General features: G+C 43.3%; 20 protein-coding genes, 3 tRNA genes and 2 rRNA genes (1 of these 25 cut by a window edge). 13 read left to right on the forward strand and 12 right to left on the reverse strand.

The annotated features are described in order from the left end of the window. The 4 genes from EO132_RS17025 to EO132_RS17040 all read right to left on the reverse strand — a co-directional run. Positions 1–596, reverse strand: a 23S ribosomal RNA gene (locus EO132_RS17025); it reaches 2,223 nt to the left of the window's first position. Positions 597–774: 178 nt separating this feature from the next. After that, positions 775–851: transfer RNA gene (locus EO132_RS17030), tRNA-Ala, on the reverse strand. A 143-nt stretch (positions 852–994) separates the two neighbouring features. Continuing rightward, positions 995–1,068: transfer RNA gene (locus EO132_RS17035), tRNA-Ile, on the reverse strand. 110 nt (positions 1,069–1,178) lie between these two features. After that, positions 1,179–2,704, reverse strand: a 16S ribosomal RNA gene (locus EO132_RS17040). The 16S and 23S rRNA genes sit together here with 2 tRNA genes alongside, the layout of an rRNA operon. A gap of 717 nt (positions 2,705–3,421) precedes the next feature. Here EO132_RS17040 and thrS point away from each other — a divergent pair. The 4 genes from thrS (at position 3,422) to rplT (ending at position 6,633) form a co-directional block, all read left to right on the forward strand. Beyond that, on the forward strand, positions 3,422–5,362 hold the full coding sequence (gene thrS, locus EO132_RS17045; protein WP_127139023.1) for a threonine--tRNA ligase: 1,941 nt from the start codon (positions 3,422–3,424) through the stop codon (positions 5,360–5,362). A 36-nt stretch (positions 5,363–5,398) separates the two neighbouring features. Further along, positions 5,399–5,950 (forward strand): translation initiation factor IF-3, encoded by a 552-nt coding sequence (gene infC, locus EO132_RS17050; protein WP_205780381.1) that lies wholly within the window; start codon positions 5,399–5,401, stop codon positions 5,948–5,950. A 48-nt stretch (positions 5,951–5,998) separates the two neighbouring features. Continuing rightward, complete coding sequence (rpmI, locus tag EO132_RS17055) at positions 5,999–6,196, forward strand: 50S ribosomal protein L35 (RefSeq protein WP_014033572.1); 198 nt, start codon at positions 5,999–6,001, stop codon at positions 6,194–6,196. 92 nt (positions 6,197–6,288) lie between these two features. Further along, positions 6,289–6,633 (forward strand): 50S ribosomal protein L20, encoded by a 345-nt coding sequence (gene rplT, locus EO132_RS17060; RefSeq protein WP_014033571.1) that lies wholly within the window; start codon positions 6,289–6,291, stop codon positions 6,631–6,633. Between the two features lie 101 nt (positions 6,634–6,734). On the opposite strand, the gene EO132_RS17065 is transcribed toward rplT, so the two are convergent. Then, on the reverse strand, positions 6,735–7,157 hold the full coding sequence (locus tag EO132_RS17065) for a secondary thiamine-phosphate synthase enzyme YjbQ (protein WP_127139025.1): 423 nt from the start codon (positions 7,155–7,157) through the stop codon (positions 6,735–6,737). Positions 7,158–7,254: 97 nt separating this feature from the next. On the opposite strand from EO132_RS17065, the gene EO132_RS17070 reads away from it, so the two are divergent. Both EO132_RS17070 and EO132_RS17075 read left to right on the forward strand, forming a co-directional pair. Continuing rightward, on the forward strand, positions 7,255–8,046 hold the full coding sequence (locus EO132_RS17070; protein WP_127139026.1) for an HAD family hydrolase: 792 nt from the start codon (positions 7,255–7,257) through the stop codon (positions 8,044–8,046). A gap of 87 nt (positions 8,047–8,133) precedes the next feature. Continuing rightward, entirely contained in the window at positions 8,134–9,021 is an 888-nt protein-coding gene (locus EO132_RS17075) for a dienelactone hydrolase family protein (RefSeq protein ID WP_127139027.1), read from the forward strand. Here EO132_RS17075 and EO132_RS17080 read toward each other — a convergent pair. The 5 genes from EO132_RS17080 to tgt form a co-directional block, all read right to left on the reverse strand. Further along, complete coding sequence (locus EO132_RS17080; RefSeq protein ID WP_235856499.1) at positions 9,018–10,325, reverse strand: asparagine synthetase B; 1,308 nt, start codon at positions 10,323–10,325, stop codon at positions 9,018–9,020. The two genes, EO132_RS17075 and EO132_RS17080, sit on opposite strands and share 4 nt — an antisense overlap. Then, positions 10,309–11,856, reverse strand: a complete 1,548-nt coding sequence (gene dnaB, locus EO132_RS17085) for a replicative DNA helicase (protein WP_127139028.1) — start codon at positions 11,854–11,856, stop codon at positions 10,309–10,311. Before dnaB ends, EO132_RS17080 begins: the two co-directional genes overlap by 17 nt. A gap of 167 nt (positions 11,857–12,023) precedes the next feature. Next, on the reverse strand, positions 12,024–12,977 hold the full coding sequence (locus EO132_RS17090) for an acetyl-CoA carboxylase carboxyltransferase subunit alpha (protein ID WP_127139029.1): 954 nt from the start codon (positions 12,975–12,977) through the stop codon (positions 12,024–12,026). A 114-nt stretch (positions 12,978–13,091) separates the two neighbouring features. Beyond that, entirely contained in the window at positions 13,092–14,174 is a 1,083-nt protein-coding gene (locus tag EO132_RS17095; RefSeq protein WP_127139030.1) for an LptF/LptG family permease, read from the reverse strand. Next, positions 14,174–15,304: a tRNA guanosine(34) transglycosylase Tgt gene (tgt, locus tag EO132_RS17100; protein WP_127139031.1), complete on the reverse strand. Its 1,131-nt coding sequence runs from the start codon at positions 15,302–15,304 to the stop codon at positions 14,174–14,176. Before tgt ends, EO132_RS17095 begins: the two co-directional genes overlap by 1 nt. A 156-nt stretch (positions 15,305–15,460) precedes the next feature. On the opposite strand from tgt, the gene EO132_RS17105 reads away from it, so the two are divergent. The 3 genes from EO132_RS17105 to EO132_RS17115 are packed head-to-tail and all read left to right on the forward strand — an operon-like array spanning position 15,461 to position 17,928. Then, entirely contained in the window at positions 15,461–16,306 is an 846-nt protein-coding gene (locus tag EO132_RS17105; RefSeq protein WP_127139032.1) for a transketolase, read from the forward strand. Positions 16,307–16,323: 17 nt separating this feature from the next. After that, the gene (locus EO132_RS17110) at positions 16,324–17,277 is read left to right on the forward strand and encodes a transketolase family protein (RefSeq protein ID WP_127139033.1); all 954 of its coding nucleotides are present in this window, start codon (positions 16,324–16,326) and stop codon (positions 17,275–17,277) included. Between the two features lie 51 nt (positions 17,278–17,328). Further along, complete coding sequence (locus tag EO132_RS17115) at positions 17,329–17,928, forward strand: outer membrane beta-barrel protein (protein WP_127139034.1); 600 nt, start codon at positions 17,329–17,331, stop codon at positions 17,926–17,928. Positions 17,929–18,001: 73 nt separating this feature from the next. Here EO132_RS17115 and EO132_RS17120 read toward each other — a convergent pair whose 3' ends face one another. Continuing rightward, a complete protein-coding gene (locus EO132_RS17120; protein WP_127139035.1) occupies positions 18,002–18,961 on the reverse strand; it encodes an FKBP-type peptidyl-prolyl cis-trans isomerase in 960 nt (319 codons plus the stop codon). Between the two features lie 78 nt (positions 18,962–19,039). Here EO132_RS17120 and EO132_RS17125 point away from each other — a divergent pair, with 78 nt between their 5' ends. Continuing rightward, positions 19,040–19,411: an RNA-binding S4 domain-containing protein gene (locus EO132_RS17125; RefSeq protein ID WP_127139036.1), complete on the forward strand. Its 372-nt coding sequence runs from the start codon at positions 19,040–19,042 to the stop codon at positions 19,409–19,411. Positions 19,412–19,447: 36 nt separating this feature from the next. Then, on the forward strand, positions 19,448–19,945 hold the full coding sequence (locus EO132_RS17130; RefSeq protein ID WP_127139037.1) for a phosphoribosyltransferase family protein: 498 nt from the start codon (positions 19,448–19,450) through the stop codon (positions 19,943–19,945). On the opposite strand, the gene EO132_RS17135 is transcribed toward EO132_RS17130, so the two are convergent. Then, positions 19,937–20,449, reverse strand: a complete 513-nt coding sequence (locus EO132_RS17135; protein WP_127139038.1) for a shikimate kinase — start codon at positions 20,447–20,449, stop codon at positions 19,937–19,939. The two genes, EO132_RS17130 and EO132_RS17135, sit on opposite strands and share 9 nt — an antisense overlap. 118 nt (positions 20,450–20,567) lie before the next feature. Here EO132_RS17135 and EO132_RS17140 point away from each other — a divergent pair. Continuing rightward, positions 20,568–20,640, forward strand: a tRNA-Lys gene (locus tag EO132_RS17140). Between the two features lie 226 nt (positions 20,641–20,866). Next, positions 20,867–22,078, forward strand: a complete 1,212-nt coding sequence (locus EO132_RS17145; RefSeq protein WP_127139039.1) for a site-specific integrase — start codon at positions 20,867–20,869, stop codon at positions 22,076–22,078. Positions 22,079–22,376 lie beyond the last annotated feature (298 nt).

Consider the following 22,376-nt stretch of genomic DNA (forward strand, 5'->3'; position numbering starts at 1 on the left):
ATGCAAAAGGCACGCCGTCACGGATAAATCCGCTCCGACCGCTTGTAGGCGTATGGTTTCAGGGTCTGTTTCACTCCGTTGTTCACGGTTCTTTTCACCTTTCCCTCACGGTACTGGTTCACTATCGGTCTCCCAGGAGTATTTAGCCTTGGCGGATGGTCCCGCCGGATTCACACAGGGTTTCACGTGCCCCGCGCTACTCAGGATACCACTATCTTAAACGCTCCTTGCCCGTACGGGACTATCACCCATATCGTGCAGCTTTCCAACTGCTTCCGGTTCGTCGCGCTAAGAACATTGTGGTCCTACAACCCCGTCATTGCCGGAACAACGACGGTTTGGGCCGATCCGATTTCGCTCGCCGCTACTCTCGGAATCACTCTTGTTTTCTCTTCCTCCGCCTACTTAGATGTTTCAGTTCAGCGGGTTCGCCCACCTTACGGTGTGACTGGCCTTCAACCAGCCGGGTTGCCCCATTCGGACACCCACGGATCAATGCTCATGTGCAGCTCCCCGTGGATTTTCGCAGCTTATCACGTCCTTCATCGCCTCTGAGAGCCTAGGCATCCCCCATACGCCCTTCTTTTGCTTGTCGCACCTGTACCTAAGTACAGATGCCCTCTCGTAATCCTTTATATATTCTATTCTACTTCGTGTTTCTTCTTTGACTTCGCACATAACGACCTATGTCGTTACTGCTCCGTCCCAATATGTCAATGAACTTTCTGGCGAATCGCCACCGGCAATGAAAATCACCGTCGACGACAATTGCCGTGGTGGAGAATATCGGAGTCGAACCGATGACCTCCTGCGTGCAAGGCAGGCGCTCTAGCCAGCTGAGCTAATCCCCCGTTTCAGTCAGCAGTTACCAGTTAACGGTTAACAGTTTTGATAACGTGCCCACCATTACGTGATAATCACTCAACTTCTAAAATTTCCTTCAGTATTCCTCAATGAACTTCGCACTCCGTATTTACATACTTCGTACCTTTCGTAGTCTCAGGCAGACTCGAACTGCCGACCTCTACATTATCAGTGTAGCGCTCTAACCAGCTGAGCTATGAGACTGTCTTGGCCTAAATTTGCCTGTATACCAAAAAAACATATCATAAACGACAGCGCAAAACGTAACAACCACCTCGTGCGGGACCCGGGATTCCGGGCATCTCTTTCTCTAGAAAGGAGGTGTTCCAGCCGCACCTTCCGGTACGGCTACCTTGTTACGACTTAGCCCTAGTTACCGATTTTGCCCTAGGCCGCTCCTTGCGGTGACGGACTTCAGGCACTCCCGGCTTCCATGGCTTGACGGGCGGTGTGTACAAGGCCCGGGAACGTATTCACCGGATCATGGCTGATATCCGATTACTAGCGATTCCAGCTTCACGGGGTCGAGTTGCAGACCCCGATCCGAACTGTGACCGGTTTTGTAGATCCGCGCCCCCTCGCGGGGTGGCTTCCCTCTGTACCGGCCATTGTAGCACGTGTGTAGCCCAGGACGTAAGGGCCGTGATGATTTGACGTCGTCCCCACCTTCCTCACGGTTTGCACCGGCAGTCCCGTTAGAGTCCCCATCTTGACATGCTGGCAACTAACGGTAGGGGTTGCGCTCGTTATAGGACTTAACCTGACACCTCACGGCACGAGCTGACGACAACCATGCAGCACCTTGCAGGCAGTCCGAAGAAAAAGCTATCTCTAGCTTATGCAGCCTGCATTTAAGCCCTGGTAAGGTTCCTCGCGTATCATCGAATTAAACCACATGCTCCACCGCTTGTGCGGGCCCCCGTCAATTCCTTTGAGTTTCATTCTTGCGAACGTACTCCCCAGGTGGGATACTTATCACTTTCGCTTGGCCACGGAGACCGAAGTCCCCACAGCTAGTATCCATCGTTTACGGCGTGGACTACCGGGGTATCTAATCCCGTTCGCTACCCACGCTTTCGTCCATCAGCGTCAGTACATGGTTGGCCACCTGCCTTCGCGATCGGTGTTCTATGTGATATCTATGCATTTCACCGCTACACCACATGTTCCGGCGACCCCACCATGACTCAAGACCTGCAGTATCAAAGGCAATTTTATGGTTGAGCCACAAACTTTCACCCCTGACTTACAGGCCCGCCTACGGACCCTTTAAACCCAATGATTCCGGATAACGCTCGGACCCTCCGTATTACCGCGGCTGCTGGCACGGAGTTAGCCGGTCCTTATTCTTACGGTACCGTCAGACGCCCACACGTGGGCGCGTTTCTTCCCGTATAAAAGCAGTTTACAACCCATAGGGCCGTCATCCTGCACGCGGCATGGCTGGATCAGGCTCCCGCCCATTGTCCAATATTCCTCACTGCTGCCTCCCGTAGGAGTCTGGTCCGTGTCTCAGTACCAGTGTGGGGGATCCCCCTCTCAGGGCCCCTAACCATCGCTGCCTTGGTAAGCCGTTACCTCACCAACTAACTAATGGTACGCATGGCCATCCCTGTCCGATAAATCTTTAATCACAAAATCATGCGATCCCGTGATACCATGGGGCATTAATCCAAGTTTCCCTGGGCTATTCCCCTGACAGGGGCAGGTTCCATACGCGTTCCGCACCCGTGCGCCGGTCGTCATCAGAAAAGCAAGCTTTTCCATGTTACCCCTCGACTTGCATGTGTTAGGCCTGCCGCTAGCGTTCATCCTGAGCCAGGATCAAACTCTTCATTGTATTTCCTTGAATGTCTGTCCGACACCCGGAAATCCCTGAGTCCCTGCATCAAAATGGTTTGTTCTTAATTCTACGCTGTCGTTACAATATGTATATGAACTTCTTAATTCTCAAAACCGAACATTTTCCACAACATCTCTCTTCTTTCGGTCTTACCTCTCTACCTCGTCGGTAAAGCGGCTGCAAATTTACAACTGTTTTTTAAATCGGCAAGCTTTTTTTAAAAAAAATCAAAACATTTTCTTGTCCTCAAAAAACAATCTTTTACATGAACTTTTCCCTTTAAACACCTCGGTGTTTTTCGGGCTGCAAATGTAAAATGCTTTTTTTGATTACACAATGCTTTTTTATAATTTCTTTCAAGCCTTATCCGCTTGTCAAAAACAGTATGTCAATAAGCTTATGAACTAACCAAAAAACAAACCCTTTGTTGTTTTTCGGGCTGCAAATGTAACACCTTTTAAACAATAAACAAGAGGGTTTTTTGGCTTTCTTGATTAATTTGCTTTCAATTGACTGAAAACAAAGCAGATAAAAATACAAAAAAAATTAAAACCTCAAAAACCACCCTTCCCCTCACATTGCCATAGCCTAAAAAGCCAGTTGACCCCATCTTATCATCCGCAGAAAATTAGTCATATATATAAGGTAAGTATTGTAGCATCTATACAAGATATTATCTTTGTCCTCTCGATTATACAAAATAGAAGTTCAAACATGATAAAGATCACACTGCCTGATGGTGCTGTAAAAGAAGTTGAAAAGGGGACCACTCCTTTTTCCATTGCCCAAAGTATTAGTGAAGGGCTTGCTAGAAACGTTATTTCCGCAAAATTCAATGACACGACGGTTGAGACCACAACACCATTAACCACGGATGGCACTTTGACTCTTTATACATGGAAAGATGATGAAGGCAAAAAAGCTTTTTGGCACTCCACCTCCCACGTAGTGGCGCAGGCACTGGAGGAACTTTACCCTGGCATTAAGTTGACCATCGGTCCCGCTATTGAAAACGGCTTCTACTACGATGTTGATTTTGGAGACCAGTCCATTTCCGAGAAAGATTTTCCTGAAATTGAAAAGAAGGCACTGGAAATCGCACGCGGCAAACACGATTACAATATGAGAAGTGTTTCCAAAGCTGATGCCCTCTCCTATTATAAAGAGCAAGGAAATGAATATAAGGTGGAACTCATCGAAAATCTTGATGACGGTACCATTACCTTTTGCGACCATAGTACGTTTACCGACCTATGCCGTGGAGGACATATTCCCAACACAGGAATCATTAAGGCCATTAAATTATTGAGTGTTGCAGGTGCTTATTGGAGGGGCGACGAAAACAATACGCAATTGACACGTGTGTATGGTATTTCATTTCCAAAACAAAAGGAACTTACCGAATATCTTCAGCTCTTGGAAGAAGCCAAGAAAAGGGACCACCGAAAACTGGGCAAGGAATTGGAACTTTTCACTTTTTCCCAAAAAGTGGGACAAGGACTTCCCTTATGGTTGCCCAACGGAGCCGCATTACGCGAACGCTTGGAGCAATTCCTTAAAAAAGCACAAAAGAAAGCGGGGTACGAAATGGTGGTCACTCCCCATATCGGTCAAAAAGAACTATATGTTACTTCTGGTCACTACGCAAAGTACGGAGAAGACAGCTTTCAACCCATACATACACCCAAAGAAGATGAGGAGTTCTTGTTAAAACCGATGAACTGCCCTCACCATTGTGAAATATACAACAGTCATCCATTTAGCTATAAAGATCTTCCGAAACGTTATGCTGAATTTGGAACGGTGTACAGATATGAACAAAGTGGAGAGCTTCACGGCCTTACCAGGGTAAGAGGATTCACCCAGGATGATGCCCATATTTTCTGTACCACTGAACAATTGAACGACGAGTTCAAAAATGTAATTGACCTTACGCTATATGTATTGAACTCTTTGGGTTTTGAAGATTTCACTGCCCAAGTATCCGTAAGGGATTTGGAGAATCCCGACAAATACATTGGAAATACGGACGACTGGGAAAAAGCTGAGCAAGCTATCATAAACGCTGCCGAAGAAAAAGGCTTGAACTACGTGGTCGAGAGTGGCGAAGCTGCTTTTTACGGACCCAAGTTGGACTTTATGATCAAGGATGCCCTTGGAAGAAACTGGCAGTTGGGAACCATTCAAGTGGATTACAATTTGCCAAAACGTTTCGACCTTACCTATAAAGGAAGTGACAATGAGCTCCACCGACCTGTGATGATTCACCGCGCACCCTTTGGAAGTATGGAACGGTTCGTGGCCTTGTTGCTGGAACATACCGGAGGAAACTTCCCGCTTTGGTTGATTCCGACGCAGGCTATCGTACTGCCCGTCAGTGAGAAACATGAAAAATATGCGGAAAAAGTTTTGAATTCATTAGAAAATCACGAAATTCGCGCGCTCATTGATAACAGGAACGAGACGGTAGGGAAGAAAATCCGTGAGGCTGAACTCAAAAAAATCCCTTTCATGATTATTGTCGGGGAGCAGGAAGAAGAGTCTGCGACGATTTCTGTAAGGCGACATGGAGGTGAGGATTTGGGCAGTTTAAGCGTAGATGCATTTTCAGACTTGGTAACTACTGAAATAAATAGTACCTTAAAGTCGTTCTAAAAAATTAAGTTTAATTAAAAAGTTTACGTCATAGCAATTAGAAGAAGATTTAGACCCCAACCTAGGAGGGAAAACAAAAACCCTCATAACATCAATGAGAAAATAAAAGCCCGAGAAGTACGGCTTGTCGGCGACAATGTTGAAATGGGTGTTTATCCCATCTCAAAAGCAAGAGATATAGCCAACGAACAGGAGTTGGATTTGGTGGAGATTTCACCGAACGCAGAGCCACCTGTTTGTAAGGTTATGGATTATAAAAAGTTCCTTTACGAACAAAAGAAACGCGAAAAGGCCATGAAGGCCAAAGCGAGCAAAGTGGTCGTTAAGGAAATCAGGTTTGGACCACAGACGGATGACCATGATTATGAGTTCAAGAAAAGACACGCAGAGAAATTCTTGAAAGATGGTGCCAAACTCAAGGCCTATGTATTCTTTAAAGGACGTTCCATCGTCTATAAAGACCAAGGCGAAATATTATTGTTGCGATTGGCCCAAGAGCTCGAAGAGCTGGGAAAAGTGGAACAAATGCCCAAATTGGAAGGCAAGCGTATGACCATGTTCATCGCACCCAAGACAAGTAAAAAATAAAAACTGAACCTTGGTTCGGTATAATAAGCGGAGTTAAATACTAGGAAAATGCCTAAGATGAAAACAAAATCCAGTGCCAAGAAGCGTTTTAAGCTTACAGGAACTGGTAAAATCAAAAGAAAGCACGCTTTTAAGAGTCACATTTTGACAAAAAAATCTAAAAAGCGTAAGCTGAAGTTGACCCATTCCACTTTGGTTCACAAAGCGGATGAGGACAACATCAAAGAACAATTACGTTTAAAATAATTGTTCGACCGGTACATTAATTATTAACCATGGAGTCGGGCTCATACAAGTTCTCAATAATTGAGACGCCTGCTACAAAAAAATGACACATTATGCCAAGATCAGTAAATTCAGTTGCTTCAAGAGCTAGAAGAAAAAAAGTGATGAAGCAAGCCAAAGGTTACTTTGGAAGACGTAAAAACGTTTGGACAGTAGCCAAAAATGCGGTAGAAAAAGCAATGCTTTATGCTTACCGCGATAGAAGAAACAAAAAACGTACGTTTCGTTCCCTATGGATTACCCGTATCAATGCTGGTGCCAGAATGCACGGAATGTCTTACTCTCAATTTATGGGCAAGGTAAAAGCCAATGGAATAGAGCTTAACAGAAAAGTTCTTGCCGATTTGGCCATGAACCACCCAGATGCTTTTAAAGCCATCGTTGAGAAAGTTAAGTAAAGAATCAATATAAACTTACCCCGCTTATTTAGATCCCGCCTTGTGCGGGATCTTTTATTTTGTAAATGTTCTCGACTGCGCTCGAACTGACGCGATTCGAATTATTGTCCATACACTGTCAACACCAAATTTCTTCCCGAGGCGTGATTGCGATGCTCGCATAAGTAAATACCTTGCCATATCCCCATGTTCAATATGCCTTGTGTTATAGGCACCTGTACTGAGGCCCCCATCAACGAAGCTTTGATATGTGCAGGCATATCATCCGGGCCTTCATAATTGTGAACGTAATACGGTGCATTTTCAGGTACCATGGTATTGATGTGGCTCTCAAAATCCGTTCGCACCGTTGGGTCTGCATTTTCATTGATTGTTAAGCTAGCCGAAGTATGTTTGATGAATACCTGTAAAAAACCTGTGTTTATTTTTCGAAGTTCGGGCAAGGCATCAACAATGGTATCCGTAATCAAATGGAACCCTCTGGAGTACGACCGCAATTGTATTTCTTTCTGATAAAAATTCATGTGAAATTATGCTTTGACCCCAAATTAATATAAAGTTTACCAAAACAAGCAGCCTGTTCCACGAATAACAAATAACTTTGCAGCTTAATTTATTGGAATGGACCTATCTCAGATAAAAATGGTGGTTACCGACATGGATGGAACACTTTTGAATTCCAAACATGAAGTTAGCTCTCGGTTTTTTGAAATCTACGAAGAACTTAAAAAGAAAAACATTGCCTTTGTCGCTGCCAGTGGAAGACAGTACCATAGCATGGTCGACAAATTGGAGTCCATAAAAAATGAGATCCTGGTCATTGCTGAAAATGGCGCTTTGATCAGAAAGCAAGAAGAAACCCTGCTCACTACACCCATCAACAAGTCTGAAGTCCATCGCATTCTAGACACCGTTCTTCCTTTGGAAAATGTTCATCCGGTACTTTGCTGCCAGAACAATGCCTTTGTAGGTGGTGATTCCAACGAGTTTTTGGAGATGCTGCAGGAGTATTATTCCGAGTTTGAGATAGTGGATGATCAAAAAAACGTGAACGAGGAAGTACTTAAAATCGCCATTTACCATTTTGAAAATTCAGAAAAACATATTTACCCGAACGTAAAGCACTTGGAGTGCGACCTTAAAGTAAAGGTTTCTGGAGCCAATTGGGTTGATGTTTCCGATTTGAATGCCCACAAAGGCTATGCACTTAAAAAAGTAATGGACGAGTTTCAGATTGCTTCTAATGAAATCATGGTCTTCGGGGATTACAACAACGATTTGGAAATGCTGGAACTATCCGATTACAGTTTTGCCATGGCCAATGCCCATCCCAATGTGCTTAAAACCGCCAAATATACCACCCATAGCAATGACGATTTTGGTGTGGAACGTATTTTGGAAAAATTGCTTTAGCAACATAATAACATTTAAACCTCTATCCCTGAGTGATTTGCTTTTGTAAAATTTGTACCTTAAAGGACAAACTTTAAAAGCAGCACTATGGCACCATTGAAAAAAGGCGACATCAAACAAGAGGTCTTTGACCTATATGATAAATATGCCCATAACCAGATAGACCGCAGGGAGTTTATGGAAAAACTTTCCGTATACGCCGTTGGTGGTATTACTATGGCTTCGTTGATGAGCTTTATCATGCCCAACTACAAGGACACCCTTACGGTATCGCCCAACGACCCCGAACTGGATTCCAAGTTCATTACCTACAACTCACCCAAAGGCGGTGGCGAAATCAAAGGTTTGTTGTCCAAACCAAAAAATAGCACCGGTAAAATGGGCGGTGTCGTGGTAGTTCATGAAAATCGCGGCCTTAACCCCTATATCGAAGATGTTGGGCGTAGAGCCGCCAAAGCTGGTTTTATTTCCTTGGCACCTGATGCCCTTACCCCGTTAGGGGGATATCCAGGCAACGATGATGAAGGTAGAACGCTTCAGCGACAGCGAGATCGCAACGAGATGTTGGAAGACTTTATCGCCGCCTACGACTATCTCAAAAACCATGAGGATTGCAATGGAAAGGTAGGTGTGGTCGGTTTCTGTTTCGGTGGATGGATATCGAATATGATGGCAGTGAAAGTTCCTGATTTGGCCGCGGCCGTTCCCTTTTATGGCAGCCAACCTTCAGATGACGAAGTAGCACAGATCAACGCGCCTTTATTGATTCATTATGCAGGGTTGGATGAAAGGGTAAATGCAGGCTGGAATGACTATGAAGCCAAACTGAAAGAACTCGACAAGGACTACGAAGTCCATTTTTATCCCGATGTCAACCACGGGTTCCATAACAATACCACACCTCGTTTTGATAAAGCTTCAGCAGATTTAGCTTGGGAAAGGACCGTCGATTTCTTTAAGGAACACCTGAGTTAGGTTTTCTGCTTCTTTTTCCTGGCAGCAGGGAACAGCACATTGTTCAAAATCAATCGATACCCTGGCGAAGTGGGATGTAGTTCCAGTTCTGTTTTGGGGTCCCCTACCCTATGCTGATAATCTTCGGGATCGTGACCTCCATAAAAGGTAAAGAAACCTTTTCCCTTGATACCATGGATGTATCTGGCTTCTCCGTTGATTTTGTTCTCGCCCAAGACCATTACAGTTGGCTTCACTTGGCTTCGGGTATAAGCTGTGGTCTGTCCCATAAAACCTTTTACCAAGCTGGTGTGATTTTGTGTCAACATGGTAGGTACAGGATCCCATTTGGCCGAGAATTCCATTAAAGAGAAGTAATCGGACTCTTTGGGCACGTTGGCCCTCTTATTGGTCATATCGATGGATGAAAACTCATAGCGAATGGGGTTTCGTTCCAATGTAAAATCGGTAAAGGCAAACGTGTTGCTAAAATCCAACTTGGCCTGATAATTCGCATCCGAAGGGTCTCCATCAAACATAGGTTCACAGATATCGACATTTTCAGCGGCCAGCGCAATATCAAAACTATCGGTGGCCGAACACATGGCAAACATAAACCCGCCGCCAATCACATAATTCCTGATTTTTAGGGCTACTGCCAACTTTTCTTCGGATACTTTGGAATACCCCAGGCTTTGGGCCAGTTCCTCCGCATTGGCTTTATCTTCAATATACCATGGAGCAGCTCTGTAATGACCGTAGAACCGTCCGTATTGCCCAGTGAAGTCTTCGTGGTGCAGGTGCAGCCAATCATACAAGGCCAATTTATCGCCCAAGACTTCTGTATCATATATCGTGGTATAGGGAATCTCTGCATACGTGAGCACCATGGTCACGGCATCGTCCCAAGGTTGGTTCCCCTTTGGGGAATAGACCGCAATCTTCGGCGCTTTTTCAAGGATAACGGCATCCTGATTTTGGGATGGACTACTGATATCGTCCAGAATCTGGGCTGCCTGTCCATCGGAAAGTACTTCAAAGGAAACCCCACGAATTTGACATTCCTTTCGAATGGCTTCTCCATCGGGCAATAGAAAAGAACCTCCACGAAAATTGAGCAACCATTGCACTTTCTGCTGTTTGGAAAGTACCCAGTAGGTTATTCCATAAGCTTTTAAATGATTTTTTTGGCCTTCATCATCCATTGGAACAAGGATAACAGAGGCAAACGATTGAAAGGTAAGTAGTAAAAAAAAGATTAAAAATAAGCCTCTCGACGTTACTCGAGGCAATAAAAAAGTTACTGTTTTAGAAAGGTACGTCATTATCATCTGGGTCATCATCACTGTTCATTGCGCTACCAAAAGCATCGTCCGTACTCGGAAGATTTGGTGTAGCAAAGGGATTTTCTTCGTCCGCATTCATCTTCGATTGGAATTCGAATGGGGAGTCAAAGTCATCCAAGTTATCAAATTTACCCAGAGCACCCACAAATTTTAACCTAATATTTTCTAAACCTCCATTACGGTGTTTGGCCACAATGAACTCTGCTTGACCTTGGGTAGGGGTGCGCTCTTCATCATCCCACTCGTCAATTTTATAGTATTCCGGCCTGTAGATAAAGGATACGATATCCGCATCCTGCTCAATTGCCCCAGACTCCCTCAAATCCGAAAGAATGGGTCGCTTGCTACCACCGCGGGTCTCCACCGCCCTTGATAACTGCGATAAGGCGATTACGGGAACATCGAGTTCCTTGGCCAATGCCTTCAGGTTACGTGAAATGGTCGAGATTTCCTGCTCACGGTTCCCTCCCTTTTGACTTCCCCCTGCGGTCATCAACTGCAAGTAATCAATGATGATTAGCCGAATATTGTGCTGAGAAGCCAATCGTCTTGCCTTCGCACGAAGGTCGAAAATGGAAAGCGAAGGGGTGTCATCGATGAACAAAGGCGCCTTTTCCAAGGTCTTAACCTTAACGTTCAATTGTTCCCATTCATGCTTTTCCAATTTACCTGTCCTTAATTTTTCCGATGAAAGTCCGGTTTCAGAGGAAATCAAACGGGTAATCAACTGTACGGATGACATCTCCAAAGAGAAAAAAGCAACGGGAATTTCCGAATTCACGGCAATATTCCGTGCCATGGAAAGCGTCAAAGCTGTTTTACCCATACCTGGACGTGCGGCCACAATAATCAAATCACTGGGCTGCCAACCTGAGGTCAACTTATCCAATTTATCAAAACCGGATGGGATTCCACTCAAGCCCTCTTTGTTGGATATCTCCTCGATTCGCTTTTTGGCCTGAATCACCAAATTCTGGGCAGTTTCAGCGGAACGTTTCAAGTTGCCTTGGGTCACCTCGTACAATTTCGCCTCCGCATTGTCCAAAAGATCAAAAACGTCGGTTGCATCACTGTAAGCTTCCTCAATGATATCGTTGGATATTTTGATCAGGCTGCGTTGAATGTACTTTTGGAGAATGATTCTCGCATGGAACTCAATGTGTGCCGAAGAAGCTACTTTTTGCGTGAGTTTTATCAAGTAAAAGTCACCTCCGACAGCTTCCAACTTGCCATCTTTCTTTAGTTGCGACGAAACCGTTAATAAATCCACCGGTTCGGAAGATTCGAACAATTTAAAGATGGCTTCGTAAATGTATTTATGGGAATCTTTATAAAAAACGTCCGGATGAAGAATGTCAATCACTTCATCCACACCTTTTTTGTCAATCATCATAGCACCTAACACAACTTCCTCTAAATCAACTGCTTGAGGTGGTATTTTACCTTTCTCAAGATTGATGAGGGCAGATTTCTCCACACGACGTCCTACTATGGGGCTAGGTTTTTCCATGAATGCGAAAGTAGCTAATTAACCTTAAGTTAACTTTAATTTTGACAGATACGATTTCCACAGGTACTCAACAATTCAAATGTTGATAACTCAATATACCTGTTAATAACATAAAAAAAATCAAGGATATAACCTAATGAAAAAGGCTAACCCCTGAAAAACAAGAACTATTCGCTGAAAACCCCCATCTCCGCATATTTTTCCATGCGGGTTTTTACCAATTCTTTTGGGGATAACTTTTTGAGTTCCTCAAAATGGGAAGAAATTTTGTTCGCGACGGTTTCGAATGTTTTTTGCCTGTTGGCATGTGCCCCACCAAGGGGTTCCTTAACGATTTCATCGACCAACCCTTGCTTTTTCATATCGGTTGCGGTCAATTTTAAGGATTCGGCAGCTTGTTCTTTATACTCCCAGCTTCTCCAAAGGATGGATGAACAGGATTCCGGGGAAATCACGGAGTACCAAGTGTTTTCCAACATCAATACCTTGTCTCCCACTCCAATGCCCAATGCACCTCCTGAAGCTCCTTCGCCAATGATAATCACTATAATCGGCACTTTAAGTCGGGTCATTTCCAAAATGTTACGGGCAATGGCCTCTCCTTGTCCACGTTCTTCTGCTTCGATACCTGGGTAAGCACCTGGGGTATCCACAAAGCAGACCACGGGAATCTTGAATTTTTCTGCGGACTTCATCAGACGAAGTGCTTTACGATAGCCTTCTGGGTTCGCCATACCAAAATTTCGGTACTGGCGTGTTTTGGTATTGTACCCTTTTTGCTGACCGATGAACATATAGCTTTGGTCACCGATTTTTCCCAATCCACCTACCATGGCCTTGTCATCCTTAACATTTCTGTCCCCGTGCAGCTCCAAAAAAGTGTCTCCACAGATGGCATTGATGTAATCCATGGTATAAGGTCTGCTGGGGTGTCTCGACAATTGTACTTTTTGCCAAGCAGTAAGGTTTTTATAGATATCCTTGCGGGTCTGATCCAGTTTTTTCTCGATTTGCGAGCACGTTTCTGTAACGTCTACATCACTTTCTTCCCCAATTACCATACATTTTTGAAGTTGCTCTTCAAGTTCTTTGATGGGGAGTTCAAATTCTAGATATTCCATGGGAAGTCTTTTATTTTCACGAAAAACAATGGGGACAAATATATAACATTATGGCATACTCCCATGAAATATACAAGTCTTTTAACGTCAACAATATACGCTAATATCATTGAATTATCGCTTGGCTTTCATCAACATGTAAACGGCAAAAACACCAAAAATAAGGTTGGGAATCACTACGGCAAGCAAAGGTGAGAATCCTGATTGCTCTGCCAAGGTCCCGAAAACTTTGTCAAAAAAGATATAGACGAAGGCCACTCCGATACCAAAGGCCAAATTGAGTCCCATACCTCCCCTTCGCTTTACGGAGGATACGGCCACCGCTATTACCGTAAGTATGAAGGCTGCTATGGGCAAGGCCCACCGTTTGTATTTTACCAGCACGTAGGCATTGATATTGGAGGCTCCTTTTTTACGCTGGTCCTCGATAAAATCGTTCAGTTCAAAAAGGTTCTTGGTCTCTGCCACATAGGAAACCGGGGTAAGGTCATCTATCTGAAAGGGGAAAATGGTATCCAGCCTACTTTCTCCTTTGATATACTCTGTTTCGTTCCGAATCTCCCGCTTCTTATAATTGGCCAACCGGTAAATACTGTCATCCTCCACCCACCGTATGTTACTGGCGGAGATTTTATATTCCAGTTTGCCGATGGAATCAAAATGTTCGTAAGTAAAATTGTAACCTATCTTTCGATTGGGGTCAAAACTGCTCACGTAGATATAGTCCCGCTCGTTCAATTGGTTGAAGATATTCTCCGTTACCCTGGTCTGTTTGCCCTTTTTAAAGTACTTGTACTCAAACTCGTTAAAACCGATACTGGCATGCGGCACAATGAACATTCCCATCATGAAAATAAGAATGGCCACTAAAGTAGCCCCAACAAAATAAGGGCGCAAGAATCGTCCGAAGGAGACACCAGAACTCAAAATAGCCACAATCTCGGTATTACTGGCCAGTTTGGAGGTAAAGAATATAATGGATAGGAACAAGAAAATAGGAAGTAAGAGATTCCCGATCACCAAGGTAAAGTTCCCGTAGAAAACGATGACTTCGGACAATGGAGCTTCGTTATCAATGATCTTCCCGATTTTTTCCGCCAGGTTGGCCATGATCCCAATAGGTACAAACAGCAACAGCATCCCCATGAAGGTGATCAAGTAGCGTTTAAGGATGTATCTATCGAGTATGGTAAACATTATAGTCTTTTATCCATTTGGCTGACCATTTTGGTCTTCCACTCCAAAAAATCTCCGGCTAAAATACGTTCTCTAGCGGTACGCACCAACCATAAATAGAACCCAAGGTTATGAATGGTGGCGATTTGCTTGCCCAAATACTCATTGGCGGCAAACAAATGTCGCAAATAGGCCTTGGAATATTCGGTATCCACAAAAGTGATACCCATTTCATCTATCGGGGAAAAATCGTTCTCCCATTTTTTGTTTCTGATGTTGATGGTGCCATGGGCCGTAAACAACATCCCATTGCGAGCATTACGGGTAGGCATCACACAATCGAACATATCCACGCCCAATGCTATATTTTCCAAAATATTGATCGGCGTACCAACCCCCATCAAGTATCTTGGTTTATCCTCTGGCAGAATATCACAGACAATCTCGGCCATTTCATACATTTCCTCAGCAGGTTCCCCTACCGAAAGTCCTCCAATGGCATTGCCCTCCGCGCCTACAGATGCAATGTATTCCGCTGATTGTCTTCTTAAGTCCTTATAGGTAGATCCTTGCACAATGGGGAAAAAGCTCTGGGAATACCCATATTTGAACGGAAGCTTCTCTAAATGATTGATGCACCTATCCAACCACCTATGGGTCATGTGCATGGAGCGCTTGGCATACTGGTAATCGCAAGGGTATGGTGTACACTCATCAAATGCCATGATGATGTCCGCACCTATGGTACGCTGTATCTCCATCACATTTTCTGGAGTGAAAACATGACGTGAACCATCAATATGGGATTTGAATTTGACCCCTTCCTCTTTTATCTTTCTGTTATCTGAAAGTGAATAAACCTGATAACCACCGCTATCCGTCAAAATAGGTCGATCCCAACTCATGAATTTATGAAGACCACCTGCCTCTTCGAGTATTCCTGTACCCGGTCTTAAAAAAAGATGATAGGTGTTTCCTAAAATAATATCGGGATTTATTTCGTCCTTTAATTCACGCTGGTGAACACCTTTTACAGAGGCTACCGTGCCCACGGGCATGAATATCGGCGTCTGGATGACACCGTTATCGGTCTTCAACTCCCCTGCTCTGGCCTTGCTTTTACTGTCCTTTTGTAGTAAGGTAAAATCCAATTGTTCGTTTTAGAACCGCAAATATAACTAACTCTGTATCGTTGATCCTTAACAAAAAAATAAAGTTTCTGAGCGCAAGACATTTAATAAATGTATAATTAACACTTGTTTTCTACGAATAATGCAATTACATTTGATATCTAAATTATTGACACGATGCCGAACACGCAAGAATTACAGGACCTGGTAGTACAGGTAAGAAGGGACATTTTACGAATGGTCCATAAGGTAAATTCGGGGCACCCAGGGGGTTCTTTGGGCTGTACCGAATTTTTTGTAGCACTCTACAACGAGGTAATGGATTTAAAGGATGGATTTGATATGGATGGAATCGGGGAAGACCTGTTTTTCCTATCCAATGGTCATATTTCGCCCGTATTTTACAGTGTTTTAGCCAGAAGAGGGTATTTCCCCATTGATGAATTGAATACATTCAGGCTTATCGACTCTAGATTACAAGGACACCCTACCACGCATGAAGGGTTGCCTGGAGTTCGCGTTGCATCAGGTTCGTTGGGACAAGGAATGTCCGTGGCCATTGGTGCTGCCCTTGCCAAAAAATTGAACGGTGACGACCATTTGGTATTCAGTCTCCACGGAGATGGGGAGTTGCAGGAAGGTCAGAACTGGGAGGCGATCATGTACGCTGCTGGAAACAAAGTGGACAATTTGATTTCCACAGTGGACCGTAATGGCCAACAAATCGACGGAGCCACGGAAGATGTACTTCCCATTGGTGATGTTGCTGACAAATTCAAGGTATTCGGATGGGATGTTCTGGAAATCGAAGACGGAAATGACCTAGAGCAGGTTATTGCGGGATTGAATGAAGCCAAGAGCAGAACAGGCAAAGGAAAGCCGGTCTGTATTGTGATGAACACCGAAATGGGCAATGGTGTGGACTTTATGATGCACACCCACGCATGGCACGGTAAGGCACCGAGCGATGAGCAATTGGCGACCGCATTGGAACAAAACCCAGAGACTTTAGGCGATTACTAATCATAGAAAAAGAGACAATGACTAAATATACAGATCAAGGAAAACAAGATACCCGAAGCGGATACGGTGCGGGAATGACGGAACTGGGAAGGACCAACCCCAATGTAGTGGCCCTATGTGCCGACTTGGTGGGATCTCTTAAGATCGATACCTTCATCGAAGAAAACCCAGAGCGTTTCTTTCAGGTGGGAATCGCAGAAGCCAACATGATGGGAATGGCTGCCGGTTTGACCATCGGTGGAAAGATTCCTTTTGCTTCCACCTTTGCGAACTTTGCCACTGGACGTGTGTACGATCAAATCCGTCAATCCATTGCGTATTCGGACAAGAATGTAAAGATATGTGCTTCACACTCAGGCTTGACCTTGGGGGAAGATGGTGCCACCCACCAAATTTTGGAAGATATCGGATTGATGAAAATGTTACCGGGAATGACGGTAATCAATCCATGTGATTTTAACCAGACAAAAGCGGCCACCATTGCCATTGCAGAGCACCATGGACCAGTTTACTTACGTTTCGGACGTCCTAAAGTGGCCAACTTTACCCCTGTTGACCAAAAATTTGAGATTGGAAAAGCACTTATGCTCAACGAAGGTACCGATGTGACCATCATCGCTACGGGGCATTTGGTTTGGCAGGCATTGCTTGCTGCTGAAAGTTTGGAGAATCAGGGTATATCCGCAGAGGTAATCAACATTCACACCATTAAACCTTTGGATGACAAAGCCATTTTGGATTCAGTGAAAAAAACAGGTTGTGTCGTAACTGCTGAAGAACACAATTATTTAGGTGGCCTCGGCGAAAGTGTTGCCCGTGTATTGGCGACCCACCACCCTACTCCTCAAGAGTTTGTGGCAACGCAAGATACTTTTGGCGAAAGTGGAACCCCAGAACAACTTATGGAGAAGTACGGTTTGAACAATAAAGCCATTGAAGCGGCCGTTCTAAAAGTGTTGAAACGTAAATAGTTTCAGGGTACCTTTTTAGGAGGTATCTCAACCTTTTAAAAGAAAACACTTATGAAAAAAACTTTTCTAGTAGCAGCATTTGCCTTAATTGGTTCTGCTGCCATGGCACAGAGCGGCTCAGGTTTTGGGGTCAAAGCCGGTTTATCGTACAACAAGAACGGGGATTTGGTCAATACCGTGACCGATGCCGTTGATGACCCTGAAGGGAAAGCTGGGTATCATTTTGGATTTTGGGGCAAATTGGATTTCCCTAAAATCTATCTAAGACCCGAATTGGTATATTCCAAAACCAAAAGTTCCTACGACATCAATGGAAACTCACAGGATTACGATGTTTCCAAATTGGACATGCCCGTCCTTTTGGGATATAAATTGATTGGTCCATTGCATATTTTTGCTGGTCCAGCATTCCAGTACACACTCAATAACGATTTGGGCGATCTGCAAGTCGAAGATGTGAAGAACGACTTTACGGTGGGCCTAAATGCTGGTGTTGGCGTCAATCTGGGCAGATTGGGCTTGGATGTACGATATGAAAGAGGTTTCTCTGAAAACGAAGCCGAATTCATCGATACCAATGTTGCTAATGTTGAAGGAAGAATAGATTCAAGGCCTTCTCAGGTTATTTTTGCGCTGTCGCTCAAATTATAACCTCAATAAATAGTATCGCATAAAAAAGCCCCGCTGAATTCAGCGGGGCTTTTTATTTTCAAACTTTCCTTTCCTAGTTATCGGGATCCAAATAATCCGGAACACCATCCCCATCAGCATCTGGGTAGGGAGTAATTATGTTGCCGTTGTCATCGGATATCTCGTTTCTAGTGGAAATGCCATCTCCATCATCATCGGGATCCTGATAATTTGGCCTTGGTGTGGCACCTAGGGGCTCTTCTTCAGCATTGGTATTATCGTCGCCCAAAAATCCATTGCCATTTAAATCTTCTTCAACAGAAGGGATTCCATCATTATCATGGTCTGTATTTTCTTTATACAATCCCAACTCAATTTTGAACATCAAAATCGAATATGGTGAAATTAAGGTAGATGGTGACCTGTTGAAATAGGCCATTCCTGAAGGTATAATGATTATACCCATTCCACTATTATTAATTTGGTATGTTCCATCCTCATTAACAACAATTTGGTCTGATGTTCCTGCTCTCATTTGTGCAATACCATCTGCATAACCTCTTACTGCAATATTCCTATAATCATTCCATGTAAAATCTTGGTTTTCGTCAAAAGTTGTCCCATTCAACAAAGAACCTTGATACTTAACCAAGGTAGAATCCGGATAGGCGGGACTATTCCCTTCTCCTTGACGTACTTCAATGTAATATAGGGTATGCTCAATATTTTCCTCTCCTGCACTTAAACCCAAGTGACTGGAGGAAACATTGAAAGTTATAGGCACTGCACTTTCCATCATTGGTTCCTTGCCAGCATTCTCACCTGCGATGGTATCAATTATAATTTTGTTATCAAATCCTTCGGGAGGCGTATCAAAATCCTCATAATTGTAAAAATGGGTATTCAAAAATTCCCTGATCGTTTCATCATCTTCGGGGGCCACTTCGCTCAATAAGCTTGGTGGTATCGCTTCAGGACCTCCATTATCATCATCACTGTTACAGGATACCATTGCTAAAGCAAAACATGCGAAAACTAAAATTCCGTACCTCATCAAGTCTGTTATTTAGGCGCGCAAGATACAATTTTCCATTATTTTTGTTCCGTCCATTAACAAAGATTTGCGAAGACCATGCGAATAGACAAGTACCTTTGGTGCACCAGATACTTTAAAACAAGAAGCATTGCCTCCAATGCTGTAAAGAAAGGGCATGTAAAAGTGAACGGAAATGCCGTGAAGCCATCCCGTGATGTGTATCCCATGGATAAAATCGTTGTCAGAAAAAACCAGATTGATTATCAGCTTACGGTACTGGATGTTCCGGAAAGCCGGGTTGGGGCCAAATTAGTGGATATTTACCGTAAAGACACCACGCCCAAAGAAGCCTTTGAACACAATGAACTGCTCCAGTATGCCAAAAAGCATTATCGAAAAAAAGGCTTGGGTCGCCCAACGAAAAAAGACCGAAGGGATTTAGACGATTTTTTGGACGAATCGGAATAAACCGTTTTTATATCTTTGAATGAACTATCAAGCATTATGATTAACCGTATTCTTACCCACGATCAAATTCAACATATCACCAAGCGTATCGCTTACCAAATCTATGAGACCAATGTAAATGAAAAAGAAATTGTAGTGGCTGGAATCAACGGTGGTGGAGAAAGCTTTGCCAAAAAAATAATCACTGTCCTCAAAAAAATAACCGATGCCGAAATAATTTTCTGCAAGGTTGATATGGATAAAAAGAATCCTTTGGAAAGCGGGGTAAAGACTTCCCTGCCCATGGAGGAATACACGAACAAATCCATTGTGCTGGTGGATGATGTATTGAATTCGGGCACCACATTGATCTATGGCACCCATCATTTCCTAAAAACGCCCATAAAGCAGTTGAAAACAGCTGTACTGGTTAATCGGAACCATAAAAAATACCCCATTAAGGCCGATTTCAAGGGTATTTCACTCTCCACATCCCTTAATGAGCACATCAAGGTGGATTTTGAACCTAAGAACAATGCTGTCTACCTAGAGTAGTTTTTTTATGTGCTGGGTTACGGTTTCCGCACTTGCATCATTACAATCCAATATATGTTTCGCCTGTAAATAATAGGGTCTGCGCTCAAAAAGATGCTTGCCTATGAATTCAGGAAGTTCCTCATCGGAAATATTCCTGACCAAAGGACGGTTCTCTTTTTCTTTTGAAATCCTGTCGACCAGTTTAGGGATACTCAAATTAAGATAGATGGAATGGTCGGATTGCTTTAAAATGGTCTTCATATTGTTTCCATAGCAAGGAGTGCCCCCACCGGTGGAAAGTATGATTGATTTATCCTTTTCCAGAACTTCTCTTAGCATTTGATGTTCCAATTTTCTAAAAAAGATTTCCCCTTTTTCAGAAAAGATATCTTTAATCGATTTTTTTTGATTGGCTTCGATATAATCATCCAAATCGATGAACTCCACCCCTAATTGTCTGGCCAACAATCGTCCAACGGTGGACTTTCCACTTGCCATATATCCCAGTAATACCACTTTCATCTTCTAGAATTTTATACGATTTCAAAAAAACACAAATTTATCCATAATTCACCTTGGAAAATAGATTATTGATGTTATATTTGCACCCGCTTAGCCAAACTGCTGGGCACAACTTGAAGACCTGATAGCTCAGTTGGTAGAGCATCTCCCTTTTAAGGAGAGGGTCCTGGGTTCGAGCCCCAGTCAGGTCACTTTTATTGTTTAAATAAAATTCAAAAAGTCTGTAAATCGTTGATTTACAGACTTTTTTGTTTTTATTGATTTCATTTGATATCAAATTGTACCATATATCGCGGTGCGCTATTCGGTGCGCACTTTTTGAATCCGCAAAAATGGGCCCTGATCCATGTTAAAAACGTTCCGAACATTTTTTTTCAAATGCTTTGGAACAAAATTGAATCAGTAAATCGATGACAAATGGAAACAAACACTTTCTCTTCAATCTTCTATTTAAGAAACTCCAGATTGGACAAAAATGGAAAAGCAGCAATCTATCTCAGGATTACAGTAAATGGTCAAAGGGCAGAAATCAGCATCAAACGAAAAACATGCCCCGAAAAGTGGTGTTCGACCAAAGGAAGATTAAAGGGCTCGAGCAAGCAGACCAAAGAATTGAACCACTACATGGACCAACTGGAATCCAAGGCTTATGAGATCCACGCAAAGTTGGTGGTCAAAAAGAAACCTTTCAATGCGGAGACCATCAAAAACAAACTTCTGGGCAAGGGAACTGCCCACAAAACACTCCTTGCGATCTATGAAGAACACAATGCCCAAATCAAAGAGTTGATCGGACCTGACTATTCTTATGGGGCTTACCGTAGGCATGTGCGTACAATGAACCATCTTGCCAGTTTTATCCAAAAGGAATATAAAGTGTCCGACCTATACGTAATGGAGGTGGATTTAAACTTTGTCAATGGATTTCACCATTACTTAAAAACCAAAAAAATCGGCAATCAAAATACGGTTACCAAATATGTGGTCAACTTCAAAAAAATCATGAGGATGGCCTTTGCAAATAATTGGGTAAAAAAAGACCCTTTCTACTCTTGGAAGGCCGAATGGAAAAAAGTGGAAAGAGAAGTCCTGACAGACGCTGAACTCAGGGCCCTGATCGAATTGGAACTCGAGTCAAAAAGTTTAGAGCAAGTAAGGGACGTCTTTGTTTTTTGTTGCTTTACCGGATTGGCCTATGTGGATGTCAAAAAGCTTTCAAACAATCATATAGTGAATGGTATAGAGGGCAAACGATGGATCAAGATCAAAAGAGCTAAAACCGATTCATTGAGCAGCGTGCCATTGCTGCCCATTGCTGAAAAAATACTGTTCAAGTACAATGACCATCGGCAAAGCTTGCTTACAAGGGCTCTATTACCGGTAATCAGCAACCAAAAGACCAACGCCTACCTAAAGGAAATTGCTTCCGCCTGTGGGATTAAAAAGAAACTTACTTTTCATTTGGCACGTCACACCTTCGCCACTACAGTAACCTTATCCAATGGTATTTCAATTGAATCGGTAAGCAAAATGCTAGGGCACCAATCTCTGAAGACCACTCAGATCTATGCCAAGGTCATTGACAAGAAATTGTACGATGATATGAGCATACTGAAGGATAAGTATTAGTAAACCATCATGTGGAGACACAGGATATATAACCGCCCTCACTGGATAAAACTGTACCCTCTGAACTAACATAAAAACCAACCTTCAAACCACTAAAACCAAATATTCCATGTCTCAAATTATCCGTTTTAAGTGGTCTCATCCATTGTGCACCCACTACTCGTAAAATCCAACGGTAATGATGGTTTTATGCATTCTAGCAATCATGGAAAAAAGTAGGGAACCATGGGAGTGTTATAAATCCAATTCTTTTAAAACTATCCCCAATCAAGTACCGATCAGTTGATCATGTAGAACA

It is taken from the genome of Flagellimonas oceanensis (genome assembly GCF_003992595.1).
In the GTDB taxonomy this organism is placed as follows: domain Bacteria; phylum Bacteroidota; class Bacteroidia; order Flavobacteriales; family Flavobacteriaceae; genus Flagellimonas; species Flagellimonas oceanensis.

Bases quoted from the DNA above. Each gene is read 5' to 3' on its own strand.
- thrS (WP_127139023.1), top strand. From the start codon at position 3,422: ATGATAAAGATCACACTGCCTGATGGTGCTGTAAAAGAAGTTGAAAAG.
- rpmI (WP_014033572.1), top strand. From the start codon at position 5,999: ATGCCTAAGATGAAAACAAAATCCAGTGCCAAGAAGCGTTTTAAGCTT.
- rplT (WP_014033571.1), top strand. From the start codon at position 6,289: ATGCCAAGATCAGTAAATTCAGTTGCTTCAAGAGCTAGAAGAAAAAAA.
- EO132_RS17065 (WP_127139025.1), bottom strand. From the start codon at position 7,157: ATGAATTTTTATCAGAAAGAAATACAATTGCGGTCGTACTCCAGAGGG.
- EO132_RS17070 (WP_127139026.1), top strand. From the start codon at position 7,255: ATGGACCTATCTCAGATAAAAATGGTGGTTACCGACATGGATGGAACA.
- EO132_RS17075 (WP_127139027.1), top strand. From the start codon at position 8,134: ATGGCACCATTGAAAAAAGGCGACATCAAACAAGAGGTCTTTGACCTA.
- EO132_RS17080 (WP_235856499.1), bottom strand. From the start codon at position 10,325: ATGACGTACCTTTCTAAAACAGTAACTTTTTTATTGCCTCGAGTAACG.
- dnaB (WP_127139028.1), bottom strand. From the start codon at position 11,856: ATGGAAAAACCTAGCCCCATAGTAGGACGTCGTGTGGAGAAATCTGCC.
- EO132_RS17090 (WP_127139029.1), bottom strand. From the start codon at position 12,977: ATGGAATATCTAGAATTTGAACTCCCCATCAAAGAACTTGAAGAGCAA.
- EO132_RS17095 (WP_127139030.1), bottom strand. From the start codon at position 14,174: ATGTTTACCATACTCGATAGATACATCCTTAAACGCTACTTGATCACC.
- EO132_RS17105 (WP_127139032.1), top strand. From the start codon at position 15,461: ATGCCGAACACGCAAGAATTACAGGACCTGGTAGTACAGGTAAGAAGG.
- EO132_RS17110 (WP_127139033.1), top strand. From the start codon at position 16,324: ATGACTAAATATACAGATCAAGGAAAACAAGATACCCGAAGCGGATAC.
- EO132_RS17115 (WP_127139034.1), top strand. From the start codon at position 17,329: ATGAAAAAAACTTTTCTAGTAGCAGCATTTGCCTTAATTGGTTCTGCT.
- EO132_RS17120 (WP_127139035.1), bottom strand. From the start codon at position 18,961: ATGAGGTACGGAATTTTAGTTTTCGCATGTTTTGCTTTAGCAATGGTA.
- EO132_RS17125 (WP_127139036.1), top strand. From the start codon at position 19,040: ATGCGAATAGACAAGTACCTTTGGTGCACCAGATACTTTAAAACAAGA.
- EO132_RS17130 (WP_127139037.1), top strand. From the start codon at position 19,448: ATGATTAACCGTATTCTTACCCACGATCAAATTCAACATATCACCAAG.
- EO132_RS17135 (WP_127139038.1), bottom strand. From the start codon at position 20,449: ATGAAAGTGGTATTACTGGGATATATGGCAAGTGGAAAGTCCACCGTT.
- EO132_RS17145 (WP_127139039.1), top strand. From the start codon at position 20,867: ATGGAAACAAACACTTTCTCTTCAATCTTCTATTTAAGAAACTCCAGA.